General features: G+C 72.8%; 21 protein-coding genes and 1 pseudogene. 8 read left to right on the top strand and 14 right to left on the bottom strand.

All coding sequences use genetic code 11. The features are described 5' to 3' along the window. Positions 1-202 precede the first annotated feature (202 nt). Entirely contained in the window at positions 203-1,741 is a 1,539-nt protein-coding gene (locus tag ACIGXJ_RS14005; RefSeq protein ID WP_399644286.1) for an MFS transporter, read from the top strand. A 149-nt stretch (positions 1,742-1,890) separates the two neighbouring features. Here ACIGXJ_RS14005 and ACIGXJ_RS14000 read toward each other — a convergent pair whose 3' ends face one another. Beyond that, positions 1,891-2,835, bottom strand: a complete 945-nt coding sequence (locus tag ACIGXJ_RS14000) for an ROK family protein (protein ID WP_399644283.1) — start codon at positions 2,833-2,835, stop codon at positions 1,891-1,893. Between the two features lie 220 nt (positions 2,836-3,055). On the opposite strand from ACIGXJ_RS14000, the gene ACIGXJ_RS13995 reads away from it, so the two are divergent. Both ACIGXJ_RS13995 and ACIGXJ_RS13990 read left to right on the top strand, forming a co-directional pair. Next, positions 3,056-4,132, top strand: coding sequence for a LacI family DNA-binding transcriptional regulator (locus ACIGXJ_RS13995; RefSeq protein ID WP_399644281.1), 1,077 nt, complete (start codon positions 3,056-3,058; stop codon positions 4,130-4,132). A 54-nt stretch (positions 4,133-4,186) separates the two neighbouring features. Continuing rightward, positions 4,187-4,953: pseudogene (locus ACIGXJ_RS13990) on the top strand (hypothetical protein). On the opposite strand, the gene ACIGXJ_RS13985 reads toward ACIGXJ_RS13990, so the two are convergent. From ACIGXJ_RS13985 to ACIGXJ_RS13955, 7 genes are all read right to left on the bottom strand, one after another. After that, positions 4,899-6,815 carry a protein kinase gene (locus ACIGXJ_RS13985; RefSeq protein WP_399644278.1) on the bottom strand — a complete coding sequence of 639 codons (1,917 nt, stop codon included), beginning with the start codon at positions 6,813-6,815 and terminating at the stop codon, positions 4,899-4,901. The pseudogene ACIGXJ_RS13990 and the gene ACIGXJ_RS13985 overlap by 55 nt on opposite strands. Before the next feature lie 95 nt (positions 6,816-6,910). Continuing rightward, positions 6,911-8,206 (bottom strand): DUF6986 family protein, encoded by a 1,296-nt coding sequence (locus ACIGXJ_RS13980; protein WP_399644276.1) that lies wholly within the window; start codon positions 8,204-8,206, stop codon positions 6,911-6,913. 161 nt (positions 8,207-8,367) lie between these two features. Further along, positions 8,368-9,330: an electron transfer flavoprotein subunit alpha/FixB family protein gene (locus ACIGXJ_RS13975; protein ID WP_399644274.1), complete on the bottom strand. Its 963-nt coding sequence runs from the start codon at positions 9,328-9,330 to the stop codon at positions 8,368-8,370. Positions 9,331-9,387: 57 nt separating this feature from the next. After that, on the bottom strand, positions 9,388-10,176 hold the full coding sequence (locus ACIGXJ_RS13970; RefSeq protein ID WP_399644271.1) for an electron transfer flavoprotein subunit beta/FixA family protein: 789 nt from the start codon (positions 10,174-10,176) through the stop codon (positions 9,388-9,390). A gap of 220 nt (positions 10,177-10,396) precedes the next feature. After that, positions 10,397-10,906, bottom strand: a complete 510-nt coding sequence (locus tag ACIGXJ_RS13965) for a flavin reductase family protein (protein WP_399644269.1) — start codon at positions 10,904-10,906, stop codon at positions 10,397-10,399. A gap of 43 nt (positions 10,907-10,949) precedes the next feature. Beyond that, a complete protein-coding gene (locus ACIGXJ_RS13960; protein ID WP_399644847.1) occupies positions 10,950-11,030 on the bottom strand; it encodes a putative leader peptide in 81 nt (26 codons plus the stop codon). A 129-nt stretch (positions 11,031-11,159) separates the two neighbouring features. Beyond that, positions 11,160-11,582, bottom strand: coding sequence for a TlpA family protein disulfide reductase (locus ACIGXJ_RS13955; protein ID WP_399644267.1), 423 nt, complete (start codon positions 11,580-11,582; stop codon positions 11,160-11,162). A 77-nt stretch (positions 11,583-11,659) separates the two neighbouring features. Between ACIGXJ_RS13955 and ACIGXJ_RS13950 the strand changes: the two genes are divergently transcribed. From ACIGXJ_RS13950 to ACIGXJ_RS13940, 3 genes are all read left to right on the top strand, one after another. Continuing rightward, positions 11,660-12,076 (top strand): DUF4395 domain-containing protein, encoded by a 417-nt coding sequence (locus ACIGXJ_RS13950; protein WP_399644265.1) that lies wholly within the window; start codon positions 11,660-11,662, stop codon positions 12,074-12,076. Between the two features lie 190 nt (positions 12,077-12,266). Further along, positions 12,267-12,995 (top strand): lysophospholipid acyltransferase family protein, encoded by a 729-nt coding sequence (locus ACIGXJ_RS13945; protein ID WP_399644263.1) that lies wholly within the window; start codon positions 12,267-12,269, stop codon positions 12,993-12,995. 459 nt (positions 12,996-13,454) lie between these two features. Next, positions 13,455-14,477, top strand: a complete 1,023-nt coding sequence (locus ACIGXJ_RS13940; protein WP_399644261.1) for a hypothetical protein — start codon at positions 13,455-13,457, stop codon at positions 14,475-14,477. A gap of 25 nt (positions 14,478-14,502) precedes the next feature. On the opposite strand, the gene ACIGXJ_RS13935 is transcribed toward ACIGXJ_RS13940, so the two are convergent. The 5 genes from ACIGXJ_RS13935 to ACIGXJ_RS13915 form a co-directional block, all read right to left on the bottom strand. Continuing rightward, positions 14,503-15,693: a hypothetical protein gene (locus ACIGXJ_RS13935; RefSeq protein ID WP_399644259.1), complete on the bottom strand. Its 1,191-nt coding sequence runs from the start codon at positions 15,691-15,693 to the stop codon at positions 14,503-14,505. Between the two features lie 96 nt (positions 15,694-15,789). Then, the gene (locus ACIGXJ_RS13930; protein ID WP_399644257.1) at positions 15,790-16,362 is read right to left on the bottom strand and encodes a transglutaminase domain-containing protein; all 573 of its coding nucleotides are present in this window, start codon (positions 16,360-16,362) and stop codon (positions 15,790-15,792) included. Positions 16,363-16,446: 84 nt separating this feature from the next. Beyond that, entirely contained in the window at positions 16,447-17,517 is a 1,071-nt protein-coding gene (locus ACIGXJ_RS13925) for a threonine aldolase family protein (RefSeq protein WP_399644255.1), read from the bottom strand. Beyond that, entirely contained in the window at positions 17,514-18,260 is a 747-nt protein-coding gene (locus ACIGXJ_RS13920; RefSeq protein WP_399644252.1) for an SDR family NAD(P)-dependent oxidoreductase, read from the bottom strand. Before ACIGXJ_RS13920 ends, ACIGXJ_RS13925 begins: the two co-directional genes overlap by 4 nt. A 38-nt stretch (positions 18,261-18,298) precedes the next feature. Next, a complete protein-coding gene (locus ACIGXJ_RS13915; protein ID WP_399644250.1) occupies positions 18,299-19,696 on the bottom strand; it encodes a DUF6421 family protein in 1,398 nt (465 codons plus the stop codon). A gap of 233 nt (positions 19,697-19,929) precedes the next feature. Here ACIGXJ_RS13915 and ACIGXJ_RS13910 point away from each other — a divergent pair, with 233 nt between their 5' ends. Continuing rightward, positions 19,930-20,613: a glycerophosphodiester phosphodiesterase gene (locus tag ACIGXJ_RS13910; protein WP_399644248.1), complete on the top strand. Its 684-nt coding sequence runs from the start codon at positions 19,930-19,932 to the stop codon at positions 20,611-20,613. A gap of 52 nt (positions 20,614-20,665) precedes the next feature. Here the strand turns inward: ACIGXJ_RS13910 and ACIGXJ_RS13905 are convergent, their stop codons facing one another. Beyond that, a complete protein-coding gene (locus tag ACIGXJ_RS13905) occupies positions 20,666-21,211 on the bottom strand; it encodes a GNAT family N-acetyltransferase (protein ID WP_399644246.1) in 546 nt (181 codons plus the stop codon). Between the two features lie 69 nt (positions 21,212-21,280). On the opposite strand from ACIGXJ_RS13905, the gene ACIGXJ_RS13900 reads away from it, so the two are divergent. After that, entirely contained in the window at positions 21,281-21,673 is a 393-nt protein-coding gene (locus ACIGXJ_RS13900; RefSeq protein WP_399644243.1) for a VOC family protein, read from the top strand. The last annotated feature ends 26 nt before the right edge of the window (positions 21,674-21,699 follow it).

The following is a 21,699-nucleotide window of genomic DNA, read 5'->3' as shown; positions in this document are numbered from 1 at the left end:
CCTCTCGGCTCCGTGACCGGCCGCAGCATGGCGCGCTTGACGCCGCCGCCGTCGCTGAGGGCACAAGACGTCGGTGGCGGTCCTTTTGTGACAGCGGTTGCGGGTGGCCCACGTCACATTGCGCGGGTGTCACAGGAGCGGCGCGGCCGCCGTCTCGTGGTCGTCACGACGCTGCACGAAAGGCACGGACAGGAGCATGGACATGAGCACCGACATGAGCACGGGCACCTCCTCCCCGCCCGCCCCCGATCCCCGCCGCTGGTGGGCCCTGGTGGTCATCGCGCTGGCCCAGCTGATCGTGGTGCTGGACATGACCATCGTGAACATCGCCCTGCCGTCCGCGCAGCGGGATCTCGGTATGACCGACGGCAACCGGCAGTGGGCCGTCACGGCGTACACGCTCGCCTTCGGCGGCCTGCTGCTGCTCGGCGGCCGCCTCGGTGACCTGTTCGGACGCAAGCGCAGTTTCGTCGCCGGGCTGATCGGCTTCGCCGTGGCGTCCGCGCTCGGCGGCGCCGCCACCGGGCCCGGCATGCTGTTCGCGGCCCGGGCGCTGCAGGGTGTCTTCGCCGCTCTGCTGGCCCCGGCGGCGCTGTCCCTGCTGACCACGACGTTCACCGACCCGCGCGAACGCGGCAAGGCATTCGGCGTGTTCGGCGCGATCGCGGGGGCCGGCGGTGCCATCGGCATGCTGGTGGGCGGCGCCCTGACCGAGTACCTGGACTGGCGGTGGTGCCTGTACGTCAACGCGCCGGTGGCCGCCGTCGCGGTGACGGGTGCGCTCGTGCTGCTCGAGGACCCGGGCCGGCGGGCCGGTGCCCGGCTGGACTTCGCGGGAGCCCTGCTGGGCACGGCCGGTGTGCTGGCAATCGTCTACGGCTTCAGCGAGGCCGAGTCCCGTGACTGGGACGACGGCCTGGTGCTGACGCTGCTGATCGGCGGCGTGGCGGTCCTCGGGCTGTTCGCGCTGTGGCAGACCCGGGCGCGGACGCCGCTGCTGCCGCTGCACATCGTCAAGGACCGGCAGCGGGCGGGCGCCTGTCTGACGATGGCCCTGGTCACCGTCTCCATGTTCGGCGTCTTCCTGTTCCTGACCTTCTATCTGCAGGGCATCAAGGGCTGGTCGCCGCTGAGGACCGGAGTGGCGTACCTGCCGATGACCGCGTCCATGATCGTCGGGTCGACGCAGATCTCGGCGCGGCTGCTGGGGAAGGTGCCCGCCCGCACGCTGATCGTGCCCGGCCTGACACTGGCCGCCGGGGGCCTGGCCGTCCTGGCCTCGATCGACGTCGACGCCCCCTACGCCGGCCGGGTGCTGCCCGGGATCTGCATGATGGGGCTCGGCCTGGGCGTCACCTTCATGGCGGCCATCTCCACGGCCACCGGCCGCGTGGCCCCGCAGGAGCAGGGGGCGGCCTCGGCGACGCTGAACACCATGCAGCAGGTGGGCGGTTCGGTCGGCACCGCGCTGCTGAACACCATCGCGGCCGGCGCCACCGCGGACTGGCTGACCGAGCACCGGGTCGCCCCCGCCGGGCAGACGCCGCAGGTGAGGGCGGCCCTGGCGGAGGCCACCGTGCACGGCTTCTCCGTGGCCACCTGGATCTCCGCGGGCATCATGCTGCTGGCCGCGCTGGTGGCGGGCGTCCTCATCAACGCCGAGGCACCGGGCCGGCAGGCCGCAGCGGAGGGCCCCGGCCACGAGACCAGTCCCGCCGGGGCCCCGGCCCCCGTGGGCTGACCCCGCCCATGACCGACGGCCCTCACGACCCGCTCGACGACCGACCCCGACGGCGGCCCAGGGCCGTCGAGACCCCTTCAGGGCCACTCCGCCCGCGAGGCCCACCTCAGCGGGCGCGGTGATCGGGCCGCAAGCAGAAACGGGGAGCGTCAGACGCCCGCCGTGCGGCCCGTGAGGGCGGCGGCCGCGGCGCCCACCAGGCCGGCGTCCGTGCCCATGCGGGCGGGGACGACCGTGAGGCGCCGCACGAAGGAGAGGGTGGCGTAGTCGGCGAGGGCCTTGCGCAGGGGGGTGAAGAGGACCTCGCCCGCCTTGCCGACACCGCCGCCGACGACCGCGACGTCGATCTCGACGAGGGCGGCGGTGGCGGCGATGCCGGCGGCGAGGGCCTGGGCGGCGCGCTCGAAGGAGGCGCGGGCGACGGGGTCGCCGCAGCGGGCGGCGGCGGCCACCGCGGCGGCGGAGGCGTCGCCGTCGGGGCCGGGCCGCCAGCCCGCAGCCAGGGCGCGGCGGGCGATGTTGGGGCCGCTGGCGATGCGTTCGACGCAGCCGCGCGCGCCGCAGGGGCAGGGGTCGCCGTCGAGGTCGACGCTGATGTGGCCGATGTGCCCGGCGTTGCCGGTCGGGCCGGGGTGCAGGCGGCCGCCGAGGACCAGTCCGCCGCCGACGCCGGTGGAGACGACCATGCACAGGGCGTTGTCGTGGCCGCGGGCCGCGCCCTGCCAGTGCTCGGCTGCCGTGATGGCGACGCCGTCGCCGATCAGTTCGACCGGCAGTCCCCCGGTCGCCTCCCGGACCCGCGCGACCAGCGGGTAGTCGCGCCAGCCGGGCACGTTCACCGGGCTGACCGTGCCGGTGGAGGCGTCCACCGGGCCGGCGCTGCCGATGCCGACGGCGTCGACGCGGCCCCACAGGGGTGAGGCGCCCAGGTCGCGCAGCACCTCCCGCACGGCGCCCATCACCGTGTCGCCGTCCTCGCGGGCGGGCGTCGGGCGCCGGGCTCGTGCCAGGAGGCGGCCGTCGGCGTCCACCAGGGCACCGGCGATCTTGGTGCCGCCGATGTCGAGCGCGGCCACGAGGGGGGTGTGCGTCAAGGTCTGTTCTCCCCGTCAACCTGGGCAAGGGCAGGAAAGGTGCGGGCCCGTCCGACGGTGGGGCGCGCGGGTCCGACGAGTGCGGTGGACAGTCTCCCCCTCGCATGACAACGTTGTCCAGGCTCTATGCTCGACGCCACATCCTCATACAATCTCCGGGTCGACGCCCGCCCGGGATCAACGTGATCGCCGACGCACGCCAGAGATCGACGTGATCGCCGTGGATCACAGGACAGGACACCGCACCGTGGCCGATGCCATCCGCCGAGCAGACGGACTCACCGCCGCCCGCTACGGGAACCGCCCGACGATGAAGGACGTGGCGGCGCGGGCCGGCGTCGGCCTGAAGACGGTCTCCCGGGTCGTCAACGGCGAGCCGGGGGTCACGCCCGACACCGAACGGCGGGTGCAGGACGCCATCGAGGCGCTCGGTTTCCGGCGCAACGACAGCGCACGCGTGCTGCGCAAGGGCCGCACCGCCAGCATCGGCCTGGTCCTGGAGGATCTCGCCGACCCCTTCTACGGCCCGCTCAGCCGCGCGGTCGAGGAGGTGGCCCGGGCCCATGGCGCGCTGCTGATCAACGGCTCCAGCGCCGAGGACCCGGACCGCGAGCAGGAGCTGGCGCTGGCCCTGTGCGCGCGGCGGGTGGACGGGCTCGTGGTGATCCCGGCCGGCGACGACCACCGCTATCTGGAGCCGGAGATCCGGGCGGGCGTGGCCACGGTGTTCGTGGACCGGCCGGCCGGCCGGATCGACGCGGACGTGGTGCTGTCGGACAACTACGGCGGGGCCCGCGACGGCGTCGCCCACCTCATCGCGCACGGGCACCGCCGGATCGGGTTCATCGGCGACATGCCCCGCATCCACACCGCGGCAGAGCGGTTGCGCGGCTACCGCGCCGCCATGGAGGACGCGGGGACAGCGGTGGCGGACTCCTGGATGTCCCTGGGCGTCACGGACCCGGTGCGGGTGCGGCGGGCGGCCGAGGAGATGCTGTCCGGCCCGGACGCGGTGACCGCGATCTTCACCGGCAACAACCGGGTGACCGTCACCGTCGTGCGGGTGCTAGCCGAGCACGCCCGGCGGGTCGCCCTGGTCGGCTTCGACGACATCGAGCTCGCCGACCTGCTGGAGCCCGGTCTGACCGTGGTCGCGCAGGACGCGGCGGCGCTCGGCCGTACCGCCGCCGAGCGGCTCTTCCGCCAGCTGGACGGCACCCTGGTCACGCCCGAGCGGATCGAACTTCCCACCCGGCTCGTCACCCGCGGCTCCGGCGAGCTCCCGCCCGCGGACTGAGCGGCCCTGGCGGACGGGGACGCGCACAGTCCGGACGCGCACAGTCCGGAGGCGCTGGGGCTGGCCGGCGCGCCGCGGGACGACCCGCTGAGCTGTCCGGGCGTGTGGCCCTCGCGCTCCGGACTCCTCGACGGGGACCGGCCGTCACCGCTGGACCGCCTGGTCCACCCCGATCGCACGCCCGTGCTCGCCGTCGACTCCAACGCCTCCCCCGCACGACTGCGCCGCAAAATGGCCGTGTCCGGTGTCCGCACGCCCCTGCCGATGGTGAAGGCGCGTCACCGGCCTCGCGGTGGGTCTCCGCGCACGTCAGCCGCATGGGGTACGTCTCCGCCTCGCCGGTCCACGCGCCGGGCCGGGTACGGGAGTTGTTCGTGACGTGGCTGGACGCCGAGCAGCTCGCGGTGGTCGACGCCGGCGAGGGCGTGCCGCTGCCGGCCGGCAACTACCGTCGGGCCTGCCTGCCCGGCCCCGTGGTGCGGGTGGAGCTGGAGGACGGGCAGACCCTGCCGGGTGTGTACTCGTACGTCAACCGGCGCGGCGTCCTGCACAACGGCACCGGCGCCCCGCGCTCGCACCCGGGCCGGCGGGCGCCGATCACCGGACTCCTCGTCGCCGTACCGCGGTTGCGGGAGCTGTTCGGGATGACACCCGAGGAGTTCGTCACCCGGGCGCGTGCCGACGCGGCGCTGTGCGAGGCCGGAACGCTGCTGTTCGCCGAGGAGAAGCTGGTGACGGCGTCCGGCCTCGATGCGTACGTCCGGCCTCAGCAGACGGGCAGCCCCGGCACCGGGGCGTCGTTGTCGCCGCCCTGGATGTAGACGTCGCTGACGTACACGTCCGTGTTGCCGCTGTCGTCGTCCGTTCTGGCCCACCACACGTTCGTCCACTCGCCGTACGTCTCCCGGCGGCCCAGGTTCTGCTGGCAGTAGAAGTAGTTGGTGCCGGCCTTGAGGACGCCGGCCTCGGCACCGGACGCCGTGTAGGACATGGCGGTGCGCCAGACCTGGCAGTTGTACTTGCCGTCGCCGATCGGGTGGCACACGGGCGTGGGGGCCTCGGTGGTGGCGCCGCCGCTGTCGCCCGCCGGCTCCGCGCCGCCGCCCGCTCCGCCGGCCGGTGTCCTGGACGGGGCCGCGGTCGTGACCCGGCCGGTCGGGGTGCTCCCGCCCTTCTCGCCCTCCTCGCCCTTCTGGTCCTTCTCCTCCCGCGACGCGCTCGGTGATGCCTTGGCGCCCTTCTCGGGCGCCTCGGAGTCGCTCGCCCCGGTGGCCCGCGCGCTCGCCGGCTGCGAGCCGGGCACCGACGCCGACCCGCTGATCGCCGCGGCCGACGTGCCCGGCGCGGCACCCGTCTCCGCGTCGCCCGGCCCGTCCAGCAGGGCCACCGTGATCCCGGCCGCGGCGAGTACGACGGTGACGGCCGCGGCGGCGAGCAGGGCGCGGCCGCGCGTCCGGCGGGGCCGGGAGGTGACCGCGGTGGAGGGCGTGGGGGGGGTGGTGCCGTGCGGGGCGGCAGGGCCGAAGCCGTGGGTGCCGGGGCCGGGCGTCGGGGCCGGGGCGGCGGAAGCGGCCCCGTGCGCGCCGGCCTGGTGGGGGCCGGACCGATGTCCGGCCGCCGCGCCGTACCCGGCTGCCGCACCGTGCGAGCCGGGCCCGTACTCCGCGGACGTCCCCGGGCCCTGGCCCGGTCCGGTGGCCGGTCCCGCCCCCGGCCAGGGCTGCGCCGGGCCGAACCCCTGCGGTACCGACGGCACGCTCAGTTCCGTCTCCGTCCGGGCGGAGGTCGGCGTGTCGCGCAGGGATGCCGCAGGGGCGTCCGCCGCTGCGCCCGAGGCCACCGACTCCAGTTGCTCGCGGGCCCGGTCGGCGTCGGGGCGGGCGTCGGGGTGCTTGGCCATGAGGGCCGTCAGGACGGGGCCGAGCGGGCCTGCCCTGCGGGGCTCGGGGAGCGGCTCGGCGACGATCGCCGTCAGGGTCGAGTACGTCGACGTACGGCGGAACGGCGAGACGCCCTCGACGGCCGCGTAGAGGGTGGCGCCGAGGGCCCAGATGTCGGAGGCGGGACCGGGGTCGCCGCCCTGGGCACGCTCGGGGGCCAGGTAGTCCAGGGAGCCGATGATCTCGCCGCTGCGGGTCAGGTGGGTGGCGGAGCCGTCGCCGGGGTCGTCCATGGCGGCGATGCCGAAGTCGGTGAGGACGACGCGGCCGGAGCGGTCGAGGAGGATGTTGCCGGGTTTGACGTCGCGGTGCAGGACGCCGACGCGGTGGGCGGCGGCCAGCGCGTCCATCACCTTGGCGCCGATCCCGGCCACCTCGCGCGGGTCGAGGGTGCCGCGCTCGCGCAGCACGTCGTCCAGGGAGGGGCCGTCCACCAGCTCCATGACGATCAGCGGGCGTCCGTCGACCTCCGCGATGTCGTGCACGGCGACCACGCCGGGGTGGCGCACCCGGGCCGCCGCTCGGGCCTCGCGCTGCATGCGCAGGCGCAGGTCGGACAGTTCGGGTCCGCCGGAGTCGGTGTAGGTGCGCAGTTCCTTGACGGCGACCTCACGGCCGAGGACCTCGTCCACGGCCCGCCAGACGACACCCATGCCGCCCCGCCCCAGCCGGGCCTCGATCCGGTAGCGCCCGGCCAGCACTCTGCCGGTCCCGTCCAGCTGTCCGTACTCCCCCGAAGACACCGCTGCCCCGTTCCTGTGACACGTTCTATGAGTGCCGTACAGACTACGGGGCGGGGTGACAGCGGCGGTCGCCGGTGGGTGCTGTGACGATTCCGCTACGTCGCCGACGCCGTCAGGTCGCCACGCCTGGGCGCCGCGAAGCCCTCCAGGTCGGCGCGGGTGAGGCCGGTGAGGCGGGCGACCTCGGCGATGTCGAGGGCGCCGCAGTCCAGGCCGCGCAGGAGGTAGCCGCCGAGGGCCTTGGCGGTGGCGGGCTCGTCCATGACGTCGCCGTCGGTGTGGGCGGCGTAGCGGGCGAGACGGCCGGCGGCCTGCTCGAAGCCCTCGCGGTAGAAGGCGAAGACGGCGGCGTAGCGGGTGGGGATGTGGCCGGGGTGCATGTCCCAGCCCTGGTAGTAGGCGCGGGCCAGGGCGCGGCGGGTGAGGCCGTAGTGCAGGCGCCACGCGTCGTGGACCTTCTCGGTGGAGCCGACCGGCAGGACGTTGGTCGAGCCGTCCGACACCCGTACGCCGGTGCCCGCGGCGGCGACCTGCATGATCGCCTTGGCGTGGTCGGCGGCGGGGTGGTCGCTGGCCTGGTAGGCGGCGGAGACACCGAGGCAGGCGCTGTAGTCGAAGGTGCCGTAGTGCAGGCCCGTGGCGCGGCCGTCCGCGGCCTGGATCATCCGGGCGACCGTCGCCGTGCCGTCGGCGGCGAGGATGGACTGGCTGGTCTCGATCTGGATCTCGAAGCCGATCCGGCCGGGCGCCAGGGCGTGCGCCTTCTCGAAGGACTCCAGGAGCCGGACCATGGCGGTGACCTGCTCGGGGTAGGTCACCTTCGGGAGGGTGAGGACGAGCCCGTCGGGCAGGCCGCCCGCCTCCATCAGGCCGGTGAGGAAGATGTCCAGGGTGCGGATGCCGCGGTCGCGGACCGGGGCCTCCATGCACTTCATGCGGATGCCCATGTACGGGGCGGCCGTGCCCTTGTCGTAGGCCTCGGCGATCAGGCGGGCGGCACGGGCGGCGTCCTGGTCCTCGTCCTGGCCCTTGTAGCCGTCCTCGAAGTCGACGCGCAGGTCTTCTATCGGCTCGCGCTCAAGTTTGGCGCGGACGCGGGAGTACACCGGCTCGGCCAGTTCGTCCGCCAGGCCCAGGACGGCGGCGAAGGAGGCGGCGTCCGGGGCGTGTTCGCCGAGGGCGGCGAGGGCCTGGTCGCCCCAGCTGCGGACGGTGTCGGCGGCGAAGACGTCGCCGGGGACGTAGACCGTGTGGACGGGCTGGCGGGTGCCGGGGTCTCCGGGGTAGACGCGCTCCAGTTCGGCGTCGACCTCGGCGAGGGAGGCGCTGATCTCCTCGCTGACGGTGCCCGCGAGGCTCGTCGCCACCTTCTCGTGCTGGCCCTGACCCATCCCACACCCTCCTGTTTTCCGCTTTACGGAATCAACAATCCGTTGAATGAAAGTTATCGGGGGACCTCCGGCTGGTCAACACCCTCAGTACAGCACCACGGCAACGCCGAGGCCCCCGTGACCGGTGCGGGTCACGGGGGCCTCGTTCAGCCTGGCGGCGATCAGCCCTTGCGGGTCTTGATCTCGTCGGTGAGCTGCGGCACGACGTCGAACAGGTCGCCGACGACGCCGTAGTCGACCAGGTCGAAGATCGGGGCCTCGGGGTCCTTGTTGATGGCCACGATGGTCTTCGAGGTCTGCATGCCCGCGCGGTGCTGGATCGCGCCGGAGATGCCGGAGGCGATGTACAGCTGCGGGGAGACCGACTTGCCGGTCTGGCCGACCTGGTTGGTGTGCGGGTACCAGCCCGCGTCCACCGCGGCGCGGGAGGCGCCGACGGCCGCGCCGAGGGAGTCGGCGAGGGCCTCGATGATCGCGAAGTTCTCCGCGCCGTTGACGCCACGGCCGCCGGAGACGACGATCGCGGCCTCGGTCAGCTCCGGGCGGCCCGTCGACTCACGCGGCGTACGGCCGGTGACCTTGGTGCCGGTGGCCTTGTCGGAGAAGGTCACGTTCAGGGCCTCGACGCCGCCTGCGGCCGGGGCGGCCTCGACGGCGGCCGAGTTCGGCTTGACCGTGATGACCGGGGTGCCCTTGGAGACACGGGACTTGGTGGTGAAGGACGCGGCGAACACCGACTGGGTGGCCACCGGGCCCTCGTCGCCGGCCTCCAGGTCGACGGCGTCGGTGATGATGCCGGAGCCGATGCGCAGCGCCAGACGGGCGGCGATCTCCTTGCCCTCGGCGGAGGACGGGACCAGCACGGCGGCCGGGGAGACGGCCTCGACGGCGGCCTGCAGGGCGTCGACCTTCGGCACGACCAGGTAGTCGGCGTACTCGGACGCGTCGTGGGTGAGGACCTTCACCGCGCCGTGCTCGGCGAGGGCGGCGGCGGTGTCGGCGGCGCCGTTGCCCAGCGCGACGGCGACGGGCTCGCCGATGCGGCGGGCCAGGGTCAGCAGCTCGAGGGTCGGCTTGCGGACGGCACCGTCCACGTGGTCGACGTAGACGAGGACTTCAGCCATGGGATTGCTCTCCTGCGTAACGAAGTTGAGGGGCGGTCAGCGTGCGGCTGCGGGGCCTTAGATGAACTTCTGGCCCGCGAGGAACTCAGCGAGCTGCTTGCCGCCCTCGCCCTCGTCCTTGACGATGGTGCCGGCCGTGCGGGCCGGGCGCGGCTCCGCGGACTCGACGACGGTGTAGGCGTTCTCGAGGCCGACCTCGTCGGAGTCGATGTCCAGGTCGGACAGGTCCCAGGACTCCACCGGCTTCTTCTTGGCCGCCATGATGCCCTTGAAGGAGGGGTAGCGGGCCTCGCCGGACTGGTCGGTGACCGACACGACGGCAGGCAGGGACGCCTCGAGCTGCTCGGAGGCGGCGTCGCCGTCACGGCGGCCCTTGACGGTGCCGTCCTCGACGGAGACCTCGGAGAGCAGGGTGACCTGCGGGACGCCGAGGCGCTCGGCGAGCAGGGCCGGGACGACGCCCATGGTGCCGTCGGTGGAGGCCATGCCGGAGACGACCAGGTCGTAGCCGGCCTTCTCGATGGCCTTGGCCAGCACCAGGGAGGTGCCGATGGCGTCGGTGCCCTCGATGTCCTCGTCCTCGACGTGGATCGCCTTGTCGGCGCCCATGGACAGCGCCTTGCGCAGGGCGTCCTTGGCGTCCTCGGGGCCGACCGTCAGGACGGTGACCTCGACGTCGTCGTCCGAGTTCTCGGCGATCTGCAGCGCCTGCTCGACCGCGTACTCGTCCAGTTCGGAGAGCAGACCGTCCACATCGTCACGGTCGACGGTCAGGTCATCGGCGAAGTGCCGGTCGCCAGTGGCGTCGGGCACGTACTTCACAGTGACAACGATCCTCAAGCTCACGCCGGCTCTCCTACTGCAATCGTCATTTCTCGGCTGCCTCTTGCAGGCAGCATAGGCGCCTCAAGTGGCCGATCCCGGTCGGGGCGACCCCTCGCTCCGGACCGAAATATTACTCGTCAGTACACCCAGTTCCTGCCCGCTAAGCAAGCGCTTTGAACTGTGACCTTCGCAACGCAGCGTAACCGGAATCGGACGGCTCCGCAGAAGAGGCCGGGCGTGATCAATCCCGCAGAGCGGTGAAGCGGCCCTGGTGGTAGAGGAGCGGGCGGCCCGCGCCCGAGGGGTCGCCGAGGACGACCTCGGCCAGCACGATCCGGTGGTCGCCCGCGGGTACGCGGCTCACGACCCGGCCGACCAGCCAGGCCGGCACGTCGTCGAGGACGGGCACGCCCTCGGGGCCCTCGCGCCAGGCGGTGGCGGGCCCGAAGCGGTCGGCGCCGCTGCGGGCGAAGGTGGCGGCGAGCTCCTGCTGGTGCTCGCCGAGTATGTGCACGCCCACGTGATCGGCCTCGGCGATCGTCGGCCAGCTGGAGGCACCGGTGCCGATGCCGAAGGAGATCAGCGGGGGCTCGGCGGAGACCGAGGTGAGGGAGGTCGCGGTGAAGCCCACGGGGCCCGCGGCACCGCGCGCGGTGATCACCGCGACACCCGCGGCGTGCCGCCGGAAGACGGAGCGCAACAGGTCGGGAGAGGCGAGCTGGACGGTGCCGAGGTCGGACGTGGCCGTCATGGAGTTGTCCTTCTGCTGGAGGGGACGAGCGGGTCGCGGGTACTCAGCAACCCGGACAGCGTGCGCTCGCGGTGCGGACCAGGTCGATGTGCACCCGGCCGTGGAGAAGGAGTTCCGAAGGCATACCGGCCAGGCTGGCGATATGTGGTACGCCCAGTCAAGTAGGTCCCGGGATGTGGGAGCGGCCTCACTCGGACCGGCCCGGCGGCACCGCCGGGCGTCACCGCGCGCCGCTCACCCGCACCGGGCCGCCTCACCGGGCCCCGACCGCCTCCCCGAGAGCCGCGATCACATCCGCCTTGCGGGGCTGACCGGCGGCCCGCCGGACCACGCGGCCGCGCGCGTCGAGGACGAGCACGGTCGGCGTCTTGAGGATGTCCAGGGCGCGGACCAGCTCCAGGCGGGCCTCCGCGTCGATCTCCACATGGGTGACACCGGGCACCAGCGCGGCGACCTCGCCGAGCACCCGGCGGGTGGCCCGGCACGGTGCGCAGAAGGCGCTGGAGAACTGCACCAGGGTGGCGCGCTCGCCCAGCTCCTCGCCCAGTTCGGCCGGTCCGAGCAGCTTGCCCTCGTCGCGCCCGCGCACCCGTACTCTCCCGTTCCGCCGCCGATGCAGCACTCCGAAGGCGCTCGCCGCCGCGAGCACCACCACGCACACCACAAGTCCGGTCATCCTCGGGTGCAGCGTTCACGCGACTGCAAAGATTCCCGGCCCCCCGCGCACGGTCGTGCATACGGAATGCTTGCTTCATGGACATCGACGTGAGGGGACCGCGGTTCGGCGCGGCGGTGACGGCCGTGGTGCTGGCGGTCGTCCTGGTCGGCGGGAGCGTCTGGCTGCTGGCCTGGCAGACGCTGGCGTTCGCGCTCGGCGCGGCGGGCGGGGTCGGCCGGTCGCCGTACGGCTGGGCGTTCCGCACGCTGGTGCGGCCGCGGCTCGGGCCACCCACCGACTTCGAGGCGCCGGAGCCGCCGCGGTTCGCGCAGGCGGTGGGGCTGGTCTTCGCGGGTGTGGGGCTCGCCGGTTACGCGGTGGGCGCCGAGTGGCTGGGAATCGCCGCGACCGGGGCGGCGCTCGCGGCGGCCTTCCTCAACGCGGTCTTCGGCTACTGCCTGGGGTGCGAGATGTACCTGCTGCTCCGGAGGCTGACGGTACGCCCGGAGTAAAGGGCGGTTAAAACACCGAGGTGGATCAAGGGGCGACGTGACGAGGATCTCGCCGTGGACGGGCACCCGGGCTGGCTAGCCAGGCGTTCTTGGGGCACGATCTGCGACGTGCCGTAAAACCTACGGCCGCGTAACTTTCCCGCCGGGAGCTCCCCTTTCCCAGGCTGAGCAGAAAGGGCCCGTCCCACCTATGGCTGAGCTCGTGTACCGCCCCGTCATCGGGTTCGCCCAGACGCTGTTCAAGGTCTGGGACCTCAAGATCGACTGCGAGGGTTCCGAGAACATCCCGCGGTCGGGCGGCGCCGTGCTGGTGAGCAACCACATCAGCTACCTGGACTTCGTCTTCAACGGCCTGGCGGCGCTGCCGCAGAAGCGGCTCGTGCGCTTCATGGCCAAGGAGTCGGTGTTCCGGCACAGGATCTCCGGCCCGCTGATGCGCGGCATGAAGCACATCCCGGTGGACCGCAATTCGGGCGAGGCGGCCTACGAGCACGCACTGCGCTCGCTGCGCTCCGGCGAGGTGGTCGGCGTGTTCCCCGAGGCCACGATCTCGCAGTCGTTCACCCTCAAGAGCTTCAAGTCCGGCGCCGCGCGCATGGCCCAGGAGGCGGGGGTCCCGCTGATCCCGATGGCCGTGTGGGGCACCCAGCGGCTGTGGACCAAGGGGCACCCCCGCAACTTCCGGCGCAGCCACACCCCGATCACCATCCGCGTGGGCGAGGCGATCGAGGCGTCCAAGGACAAGTACGCCGGCGCGATCACCCGCCAGGTGCGCGAGCGCGTGCAGGAGCTGCTGGACGCCGCCCAGCGCGCCTACCCGGGCCGCCCCAAGGGCCCCGAGGACAGCTGGTGGCTCCCGGCCCACCTGGGCGGCACCGCGCCGACGCCGGAAGAGGTCCGCGCGGCAGAGGCCCGCTGACCGCGTCCGCGGGCGGGGGCCGCCGGGGCAGACCCGGTCGCCGCCGAGGCGCCGAGTCCTCGGGGGCCAGGTATAGGGCACCGGCCCGCGAGGGCCGAAGTACGGGGCCGGCGCACCGCGTTCACCCGGTGCGCCGCGTTCACCCGGTGTGCCGCCGACATCGAGCCTGCCGGGGCCATGTGTTCCGCGAGCCCCCACGGGCCGAGCCTGCGGGACCATGTGCTCCGCAAGCCCCCCTCGGGCCCCTTGCCCACGCCGTCCGCCCGACAGCCGTACGCCCCGCACCTCTTTCAGCGCATCTCGCCCCCTGGCCGCGCGGCGTGGCGAAGCCCCACCGAGCCGCGCCCGCCCGGCCGCCCCATGAGCGAGTGGCCCCGACCCCGCGTCCCCCCTCCCGCGGCACGGCGGGTAGGGTCCCCGCGGTAAGGCGGACGGTCGGCGGCTGACGGGGGCGCTTCGATGCGGCGTTGGGTCAAGGTGGCGGTGGCGGCGTTGGCCGTCCTGGGGATCGGCGGCTGGATCGCCGAGCCGTACGTCCAGGACTGGATGCTGCTCCGCAGCGCCTGTGCGGGCGCGCTGCCCTCCGGCGCGGTCCGCGAACTGGCCGCGCACGGCTCGCACTTCACCGAGGCCGAGTCGGCCACGCACGAGCGGCTGGGCTCCTTCGGCTGCTCGGTGTCCTTCGAGGACGAGGACGGCGACAGCGAACTGCTGCTGAAGGCTCAGGCGTACACCCGGCGGGACGACCAGGACCGCGAGTTCATGAGCCTCTTCGAGGACGAGGGCTTCACGCCGTACGCGGCCCTGCCCGACGGGCTGCCGGGCTTCGTCGACCGTTTCGGCAGCCTCCAGTTCCTCGTGCCCTGCCCCGGGTTGGGCCGCGACGACGACGGGCGGCAGCGCCGCATGCTGGTGCACACGGTGTTCGGCCGGGAAGCCGCCGCCGGGCAGCACGCCGCGTACGAGACCGCCGTCGCGCTGGTGGCCGCCGCCTCCGACCGGCTCGGCTGCGGCGCCGAGCGGCTCGACGCGCCCGAGGGGGACGCCGCGCCGCCGGACCCCGAGGACGACCTGCGCACGGTGCCCTTCACCCGGGCCGGCGACAGCGCGTGCGTCCGGGCGCTGAAGGGCGTACTGCCGCGGCCGTCCGAGTGGCGGGTGGCCGACGGCCTCAACGCGGCCGCGCCGACGGGCCGTTGCGAGCTGGTCACCGGTGAGGACGACGAGAACGGCGACGGCGCGCTGGGGATGACGTTCGCCGCCTGGTACGGCGACTGGAGCGGGCGCCTGGTCACCTATGAAGGCGTGCCGCGCAGCATGACGGCGACCGCCCGCTGCGACGGCGAGACCGCGAGCTTCGCCCTGTCCGCGTCCGAGGACATCCCGGGCGTCGGCAAGGTCCGGCAGCGGGAGCTGCTGGAGGCCTTCGCGGCGGATCAGGTGCGGGAGCGGGACTGCACGGGCCTGCGGGTGACGGGCTGAGTCCGGCGCATGGGGCGGGGCCGGGTCAGAACCTCAGCCACAGGCCCCGGACGTAGGCGTCGTCGATGATCTGCCGCATGGCGGCGGCCCGCCCGGCCGGTACGCCGCGGTCGCGCGCCCAGGCGTCGAACACGGTGAACAGCTGGTGCCGGCCGTCCATGGGGTCGCCGTCGACCGGCCCGTCGACCGGCCGCGCGGCGATGGCGGCCATCGGCGGCCGGGTCGTGACCTGGCGCGGGGCGGCCCGGTAGGTGCCGCGCAGATGCCGGCGTACGGCGTCGTCGTACGCGGCGAGGTCGTCGGTCGTGCCCTCCCGGGCCAGGGCGGCCCGGTGCTTCATCAGGTTGCCGACGCGTTCGGCGATGTCCTCGAGGTCGTTGTCCGGCCAGGTCGTCGAGGTCGTGGCGTAGTCGCTCTTCTCCTTGGGGTCGGGCCGGAAGGCGGGGTCGCCGCCCTGGGTGGTCAGGCGCTCCAGGTAGTGCGCGAAGTAGGCGCGCTCGGCGTCGTAGAGGATCGCCAACGCCTCGGGGTCCTCGGCCAGTTCGGCCACGAGCTGCTCCGGGTCGGCCTCGGCGGGCCCGTAGGGCTGCTCGTACTCGAAGTCCGTGTGGGCCTCGCCGGGGGCGAGGAACCGGCCGTACGGCGTCCAGCCGAACCGGTCCGGCGCGGCGGCCTCGGCGGACACCGCGGGGCCGCCGGACTCGTCGTCGTGCATGAGGTAGCGGGCCTCGTCCACGACGTAGTCGGCGAGCATTCGGGCGACCGCGGGGGCCATGCCCTCGGGCAGTTCGGCGCCGTCCAGCGCGGCGGCGACGCCGAAGGCGGCGCGGGCCTGGGCCAGGGTGTGCGCAGTGCGGGGGCCGGGTGCCCGGGTGGCGGCCTCGACGACCGCGCCGAGCACCTTCGCCCCGTCCCCGCACGGGTTGTCGTGACGAAGGAGGTCGCGTACGGCGTCGAAGCGGGAGAGGTCGTCGCCGGGGTCCAGTGCGCGGGTCGCCGCCGCGGGGTCGGCGGCGAGGGCGCGGGTGGACGCGGGGATGTTCCGGCAGGGCGGGGTGTCCTCGCCCGAGGCGAGCCCGATCGTCGCGGTGGTGCCGCCGGCGACGAGGGCGAGGGCGATGGCCGAGGCCGTCAGCCGGTGCCTTCTGAACCAGGCCCACCGGCCGCCCTGTTCGTCGTCCGTCACCGCGTCCTGCGTCGCTCCCCCGTCGTTCATGCGGTGGACCCTAGCGCGGCTGGGGTTCTCGGCCGTGAGCCGGGGGGCCTGGTACGCGGTCCGCGACGATCGGCGGCCGCTCACCTCCCCTTCGGCTCACAGTGCGGTGGGGAGTGTCCTGGACAGGTGCGGCCGGTCGGGGGCGGCCTTGAGGGCGTTGAGGACGGCGGGATGGGGCGCGGCGTACAGGACCGGGTGGTCGGCCTCTCCGGCGTCGGTGTCCGGGGTGAAGGCCAGCCCTTGCCCGGTGAGGGAGAAGCGGGCTCTCGCCCCCGGCTGTCCGCCGCGCGGGTCCATCCGGTGCCAGGCCCCGTCGAACCGTACCGCCACCAGTCCGTGGACCGCCTCGAACTTCTGGTAGCACAGGGCCGTCGGGATGTCCTCTGCGCGCAGGAGCGCGGCGAGGGCGTGGGCCTTGGCGTAGCAGATGCCGGTCCGCTGCTCCAGGACGTCCGAGGCGCGCCAGGTCACGCGGAGATCGCCGGTGTCGGCGGAGTGCGGGATGGTGTCGCGGACGAACTCGAAGGCGGCCCGTGCATAGTCATACGAGTCGTTGGCGTTTTGGGCGAGATGCGCGGCCGTCTCGCGGACCAGTGGGTGTTCATGGTCGATGACCTCGTCAGCGGCCAAGTAGGCGGACAGGTCGGGGGTTTCCTGGATCAGCTCCATGGTCGCAGAGCATAGGAATGCGATCACCCGGCAGTCAATGACTTTTCAGATGACCGCATACCTATGCATCTCTGCGCACCCGGCTCAGCGGGCCATCTCCTCCTTGAGGGCCGCGACGAAGGCGTCCACGTCCTCCTCGGTGGTGTCGAAGGAGCACATCCAGCGCACGACGCCCTCGGCCTCGTCCCAGAAGTAGAACCGGAACTTCTTCTGCAGCCGCTCGCTCACGTCGTGCGGGAGCTTGGCGAAGACGCCGTTGGCCTGCACGGGGTAGAGGATCTCCACGCCGTGCACCGCACGGACACCCTCGGCGAGGCGCTGGGCCATCTCGTTGGAGTGGCGGGCGTTGCGCAGCCAGAGGTCCTTGGCGAGCAACGCCTCCAGCTGCACGGAGACGAAGCGCATCTTCGAGGCGAGCTGCATGGACAGCTTGCGCAAGTGCTTCATCTTCCGCACGGCGTCCTGATTGATGACGACGACCGCCTCGCCGAACAGGGCGCCGTTCTTGGTGCCGCCGAGGGAGAGGATGTCGACGCCGACCGCGTTGGTGAAGGTGCGCATCGGCACGTTCAGGGACGCGGCGGCGTTGGCTATGCGGGAGCCGTCCAGGTGGACCCTCATGCCGTGGGCGTGGGCGTGCTCGCAGATCGCGCGGATCTCGTCGGGCGTGTAGAGGGTGCCGAGCTCGGTGCTCTGGGTGATCGAGACGACCTGCGGCATCGCGCGGTGCTCGTCCTCCCAGCCCCAGGCCTGCCGGTCGATCAGCTCAGGGGTGAGCTTGCCGTCCGGGGTGGGCACGGTGAGCAGCTTCAGACCGCCCATCCGCTCGGGGGCGCCGCCCTCGTCGACGTTGATGTGCGCGCTCTCGGCGCAGATCACCGCGCCCCAGCGGTCGGTGACCGCCTGGAGCGCGACGACGTTCGCGCCGGTGCCGTTGAAGACCGGGAACGCCTCCGCCGTGGGCCCGAAGTGGCTGCGGATGATCCCCTGGAGGTTCTCGGTGTAGTCGTCCTCGCCGTACGCGACCTGATGGCCGCCGTTGGCCAGCGCCAGGGCGGCCATCACCTCCGGGTGCGCCCCGGCGTAGTTGTCGCTGGCGAAACCGCGGACCTCCGGGTCATGGTGGCGACGCGCGTCGGTCTTCGGGGGGTTCACGGCTTCTCGGTGAGCCACAGACGGTTTCCGTTCACTTCCGCGGCGGGCTTGTCCCAGACGCCCACGATGGCCTCGGCGAGGTCCTTGACGTCGGTGAAGCCCGCGAACTTCGCGTTGGGCCGGTCGGCACGCATCGCGTCGTGGACCAACGCCTTCACCACAAGGATCGCAGCAGCGGACGTCGGCCCCTGCTCGCCCCCGGCCTTGCGGAAGTAGTCGGCCATGGCGAGCGTCCAGGCCTCCGCGGCGGCCTTGCCCGCGGCGTACGCGGCATTGCCCGCGGTCGGCTTGGTGGCCCCGGCCGCGCTGATCAGGACGTAACGGCCGCGGTCGCTGCGCTGGAGCGCCTCGTGGAAGGCGAGGGAGGTGTGCTGCACGGTGCGTACCAGCAGCAGCTCCAGGAAGTCCCAGTCGTCGAGGCTGGTCTTGGTGAAGGTCTCGCTGCCGCGCCAGCCGCCCACCAGGTGGACCAGCCCGTCTACGTGACCGAACTCCTTCTCGGTCCGGGCGGCCCAGTCACGGGTGGACTGCAGGTCGAGCAGGTCGACCGTCTCGCCGGTGACGGTGGCGCCGCCGGAGGCGTAGCGGGCGGCGTCCACGGCCTCGGCGAGCCGCTCCGGGTCGTTGTCCGCGCCGATGACCGTGGCGCCGGCCTCGGCGAGCCGGAGCAGTGCCGCCCGGCCGGCGGGTCCGCCCGCACCGGCCACCGCGATCACCGCACCGTCGAGAGCCCCGTTCCCCATGTTCTTCCCCTTAAGAGCAGTGTTCTGGAGGCGGTCGCTCACGCGGCGACCCGCTCGGCGCCGTCCGCCGTGATGCCCTTGGTGGAGGCGATCACGTTCTTCAGCTTCTTGGACAGTGCCTCATAGAACATGCTCAGCGGAAACTCGTCCGGAAGCACGTCATCGACGAGCTTGCGCGGCGGCTGGGTCAGGTCCAGGGCGTCCGGACCCTTGGCCCACTTGGATCCCGGGTGCGGGGCGAGGTAGGTGGAGACCAGCTCGTAGCCTGCGAACCAGTGGACGAGCTTCGGGCGGTCGATGCCGTCGCGGTAGAGCTTCTCGATCTCGGCGCACAGCTCGTTGGTGACCTGCGGGGCGCGCTGCCAGTCGATGAACAGCTTGTTGTCGGTCCACCGCACCACGTCGTGCTTGTGCAGGTAGGCGAAGAGCAGCTGGCCGCCGAGGCCGTCGTAGTTGCGGTTGCGGTCGCCGGTGACCGGGAAGCGGAACATCCGGTCGAAGAGGACGGCGTACTGCACGTCACGGGCCTGCGGGACGCCGTCGGCCTCCAGCTTCACGGCCTCCTTGAAGGCGGTGAGGTCGCAGCGCAGCTCCTCCAGGCCGTACATCCAGAACGGCTGGCGCTGCTTGATCATGAAGGGGTCGAACGGCAGGTCGCCGTGGCTGTGGGTGCGGTCGTGGACCATGTCCCACAGGACGAAGGCCTCCTCGCAGCGCTTCTGGTCGTGGACCATCGCGGCGATGTCCTCGGGCAGCTCCAGGCCCAGGATGTCCACGGCGGCGTCGGTGACGCGGCGGAAGCGGGCGGCCTCGCGGTCGCAGAAGATGCCGCCCCAGGTGAATCGTTCCGGCGCCTCGCGCACGGCGATGGTCTCCGGGAAGAGCACGGCGGAGTTGGTGTCGTAGCCGGCCGTGAAGTCCTCGAACTTGATGCCGCAGAACAGCGGGTTGTCGTAGCGGGTGCGCTCCAGCTCGGCCAGCCAGTCGGGCCAGACCATGCGCAGCACGACCGCTTCGAGGTTGCGGTCCGGGTTGCCGTTCTGCGTGTACATCGGGAAGACGACCAGGTGCTGGAGGCCGTCCGCACGGGTCGCCGCGGGGTGGAAGGCCAGCAGCGAGTCCAGGAAGTCCGGCACCTGGAAGCCCTCGGCGGCCCACCGGCTCAGGTCCGCGACCAGAGCCTTGTGGTAATCGGCGTCGTGCGGGAGCAGCGGGGAGAGCACCTCGACGGCGTCGGTGACCCGGCGCACCGCGGCCTCGGCGTCGGCCCGTGCGGGGGCGCCCTCGGCCTCGAAGTCGATCGAGCCGTCCTTGGACTGCCACGGCCGGATCTGCTCCACGGCATCCTTGAGCACCGGCCATGCCGGGTGCTCCACCACCCTGGCCATGGGAGAAACCTGCTCCCCCGTCGCCGCCTGCACAAGAATTTCCGTCATGTCCCATCCTCCACAGGAGAACCTCGCGTATGGACACCGTATGCGCAGGTGGTTACCTCCAGCAAGAGGGGTCTCGGGAAATTCTTCTGCCGACCCCCCTTCTTCACCGTAGGTTTTACTGCATGACGGGCCGGGAAGGGATGCTTCCGCGCTCTCGTGCACGTCGGGGTGCACTACGCGCGCGGGCGGTTAGGCTGCGGCCCCGACTGCCGTCGACGGAAGCGAGGTCTGCCTTGAACTTCCTCACCATCGGTCACCGCGGAGTCATGGGCGTCGAGCCCGAGAACACCCTGAGGTCCTTCGTCGCAGCCGAGCACGCCGGCCTCGACGTCATCGAGCTGGATCTGCATCTGAGCAAGGACGGGGCACTCGTCATCATCCACGACGAGGACGTGGACCGCACCACGGACGGCTCCGGCGCCGTGGCCGACAAGACGCTCGCCGAGCTGCGCGCCCTGGACGCCGGGCGCGGCGAGCGCATCCCGGTCTTCGAGGAGGTCCTGGACGCGGTGCGCTCACCGCTCCAGGCCGAGATCAAGAACGTGGCGGCGGCGCGGGCGCTGGCGCAGCTGATGCACGAGCGTGACCTGGTGGACCGGGTGGAGGTGTCCTCCTTCCACGACGAGGCGGTCGCCGAGATCGCACGCCTGGTGCCCGGCGTGCGGACGGCCCTCATCGGCAGCCGCTACAGCACCGACATCGTGGACCGCGCGCTGGCGGTCGGCGCCCCCACGCTCTGCCTGAACATCCGCAGGATCACCCTGGAGGTCGTGGAGCGGGCGCGCGAGGCCGACCTGCGGATCCTCGGCTGGGTGGTCAACACGCAGGAACACCTGCGGCTGGTACGCGCCCTGGAGCTGGACGGCGCGACCACCGACCACCCGGACATCAAACGCACCGGCCGCTTCACCGCGTGAGCGGCGTGCGGGCGTGAGGACGTGCGGGCGTGCGGGCGCGCGGACGTGAGTCTCAGCCCAGCGGCTTGACCAGCAGCTCGAACCGCAGGTCGTCGCGCTGCGGGATGCCGAAGCGCTCGTCGCCGTACGGGAACGGGGTCATCCGGCCCGTACGGCGGTAGCCGCGGCGCTCGTACCAGGCGATCAGGTCCTCGCGCACGGAGATCACGGTCATGTGCATCTCGGTCACGCCCCAGGTCTCGCGCGCCTGCCGCTCGGCCTCCGCGATGATCGCCTTGCCCAGGCCCGCGCCCTGCAGCCGGGGGCTGACCGCGAACATGCCGAAGTAGGCGTGCTCACCGCGGTGTTCGAGCTGGCAGCAGGCGACGACCTCACCTGCCCGCTCGACCGTCAGCAGCCTGCTGTCCGGCGACTTGATCACCGCGAGCACGCCCTCGGGGTCGGTGCGCTGCCCTTCGAGGATGTCCGCCTCGGTCGTCCACCCCGCCCGGCTGGCGTCGCCCCGGTACGCCGACTCGATCAGCGCGACGAGGACGTCCACGTCGGCGTCGGTGGCGTCGCGGAAGGTCAGTCCGGTGGCGGTGACGGCGGATTCCATGGCGGGCGACTCCGATCAGTGGCGCGGCTGGGGCAGGACGAGCCTAACCCCGCCGCTACGCTCGCCGGCATGGTGCACGTACTGAGCAGCCGCATCCTCCTGCGCCCCCGCGACCCCGAGCGCTCACGGGCCTTCTACGGAGGCGATCTCGGCCTCGCCGTCCACCGCGAGTTCGGCACGGGGCCGGAGCGCGGGACCGTCTACTTCCTCGGGGGCGGATTCCTGGAGGTGTCGGGGCGGGCCGAGGAGGGGCCGTCGCCGGCCTTGCGGCTGTGGCTCCAGGTCGAGGACGTGGCGGCGGCGCACGAGGAGCTGCGCGCCAAGGGTGTCCCCGTCCTGCGCCCCCCGGTCACCGAGCCGTGGGGGCTGATCGAGATGTGGATCGCCGACCCGGACGGCACCGAGATCGTGCTGGTGGAGATCCCGGCCGAGCACCCGCTGCGCTTTCGTCCCGGCATCTGAGGCGGCCTCGCTCCCCCGCGTGCTCC

Origin of the sequence: Streptomyces sp. NPDC053367 (assembly GCF_044545925.1) — a bacterium.
Classification (GTDB): domain Bacteria; phylum Actinomycetota; class Actinomycetes; order Streptomycetales; family Streptomycetaceae; genus Streptomyces.
Note: the sequence above shows the minus strand (reverse complement) of the source record. Positions and strands in the feature narration are given on the sequence as shown.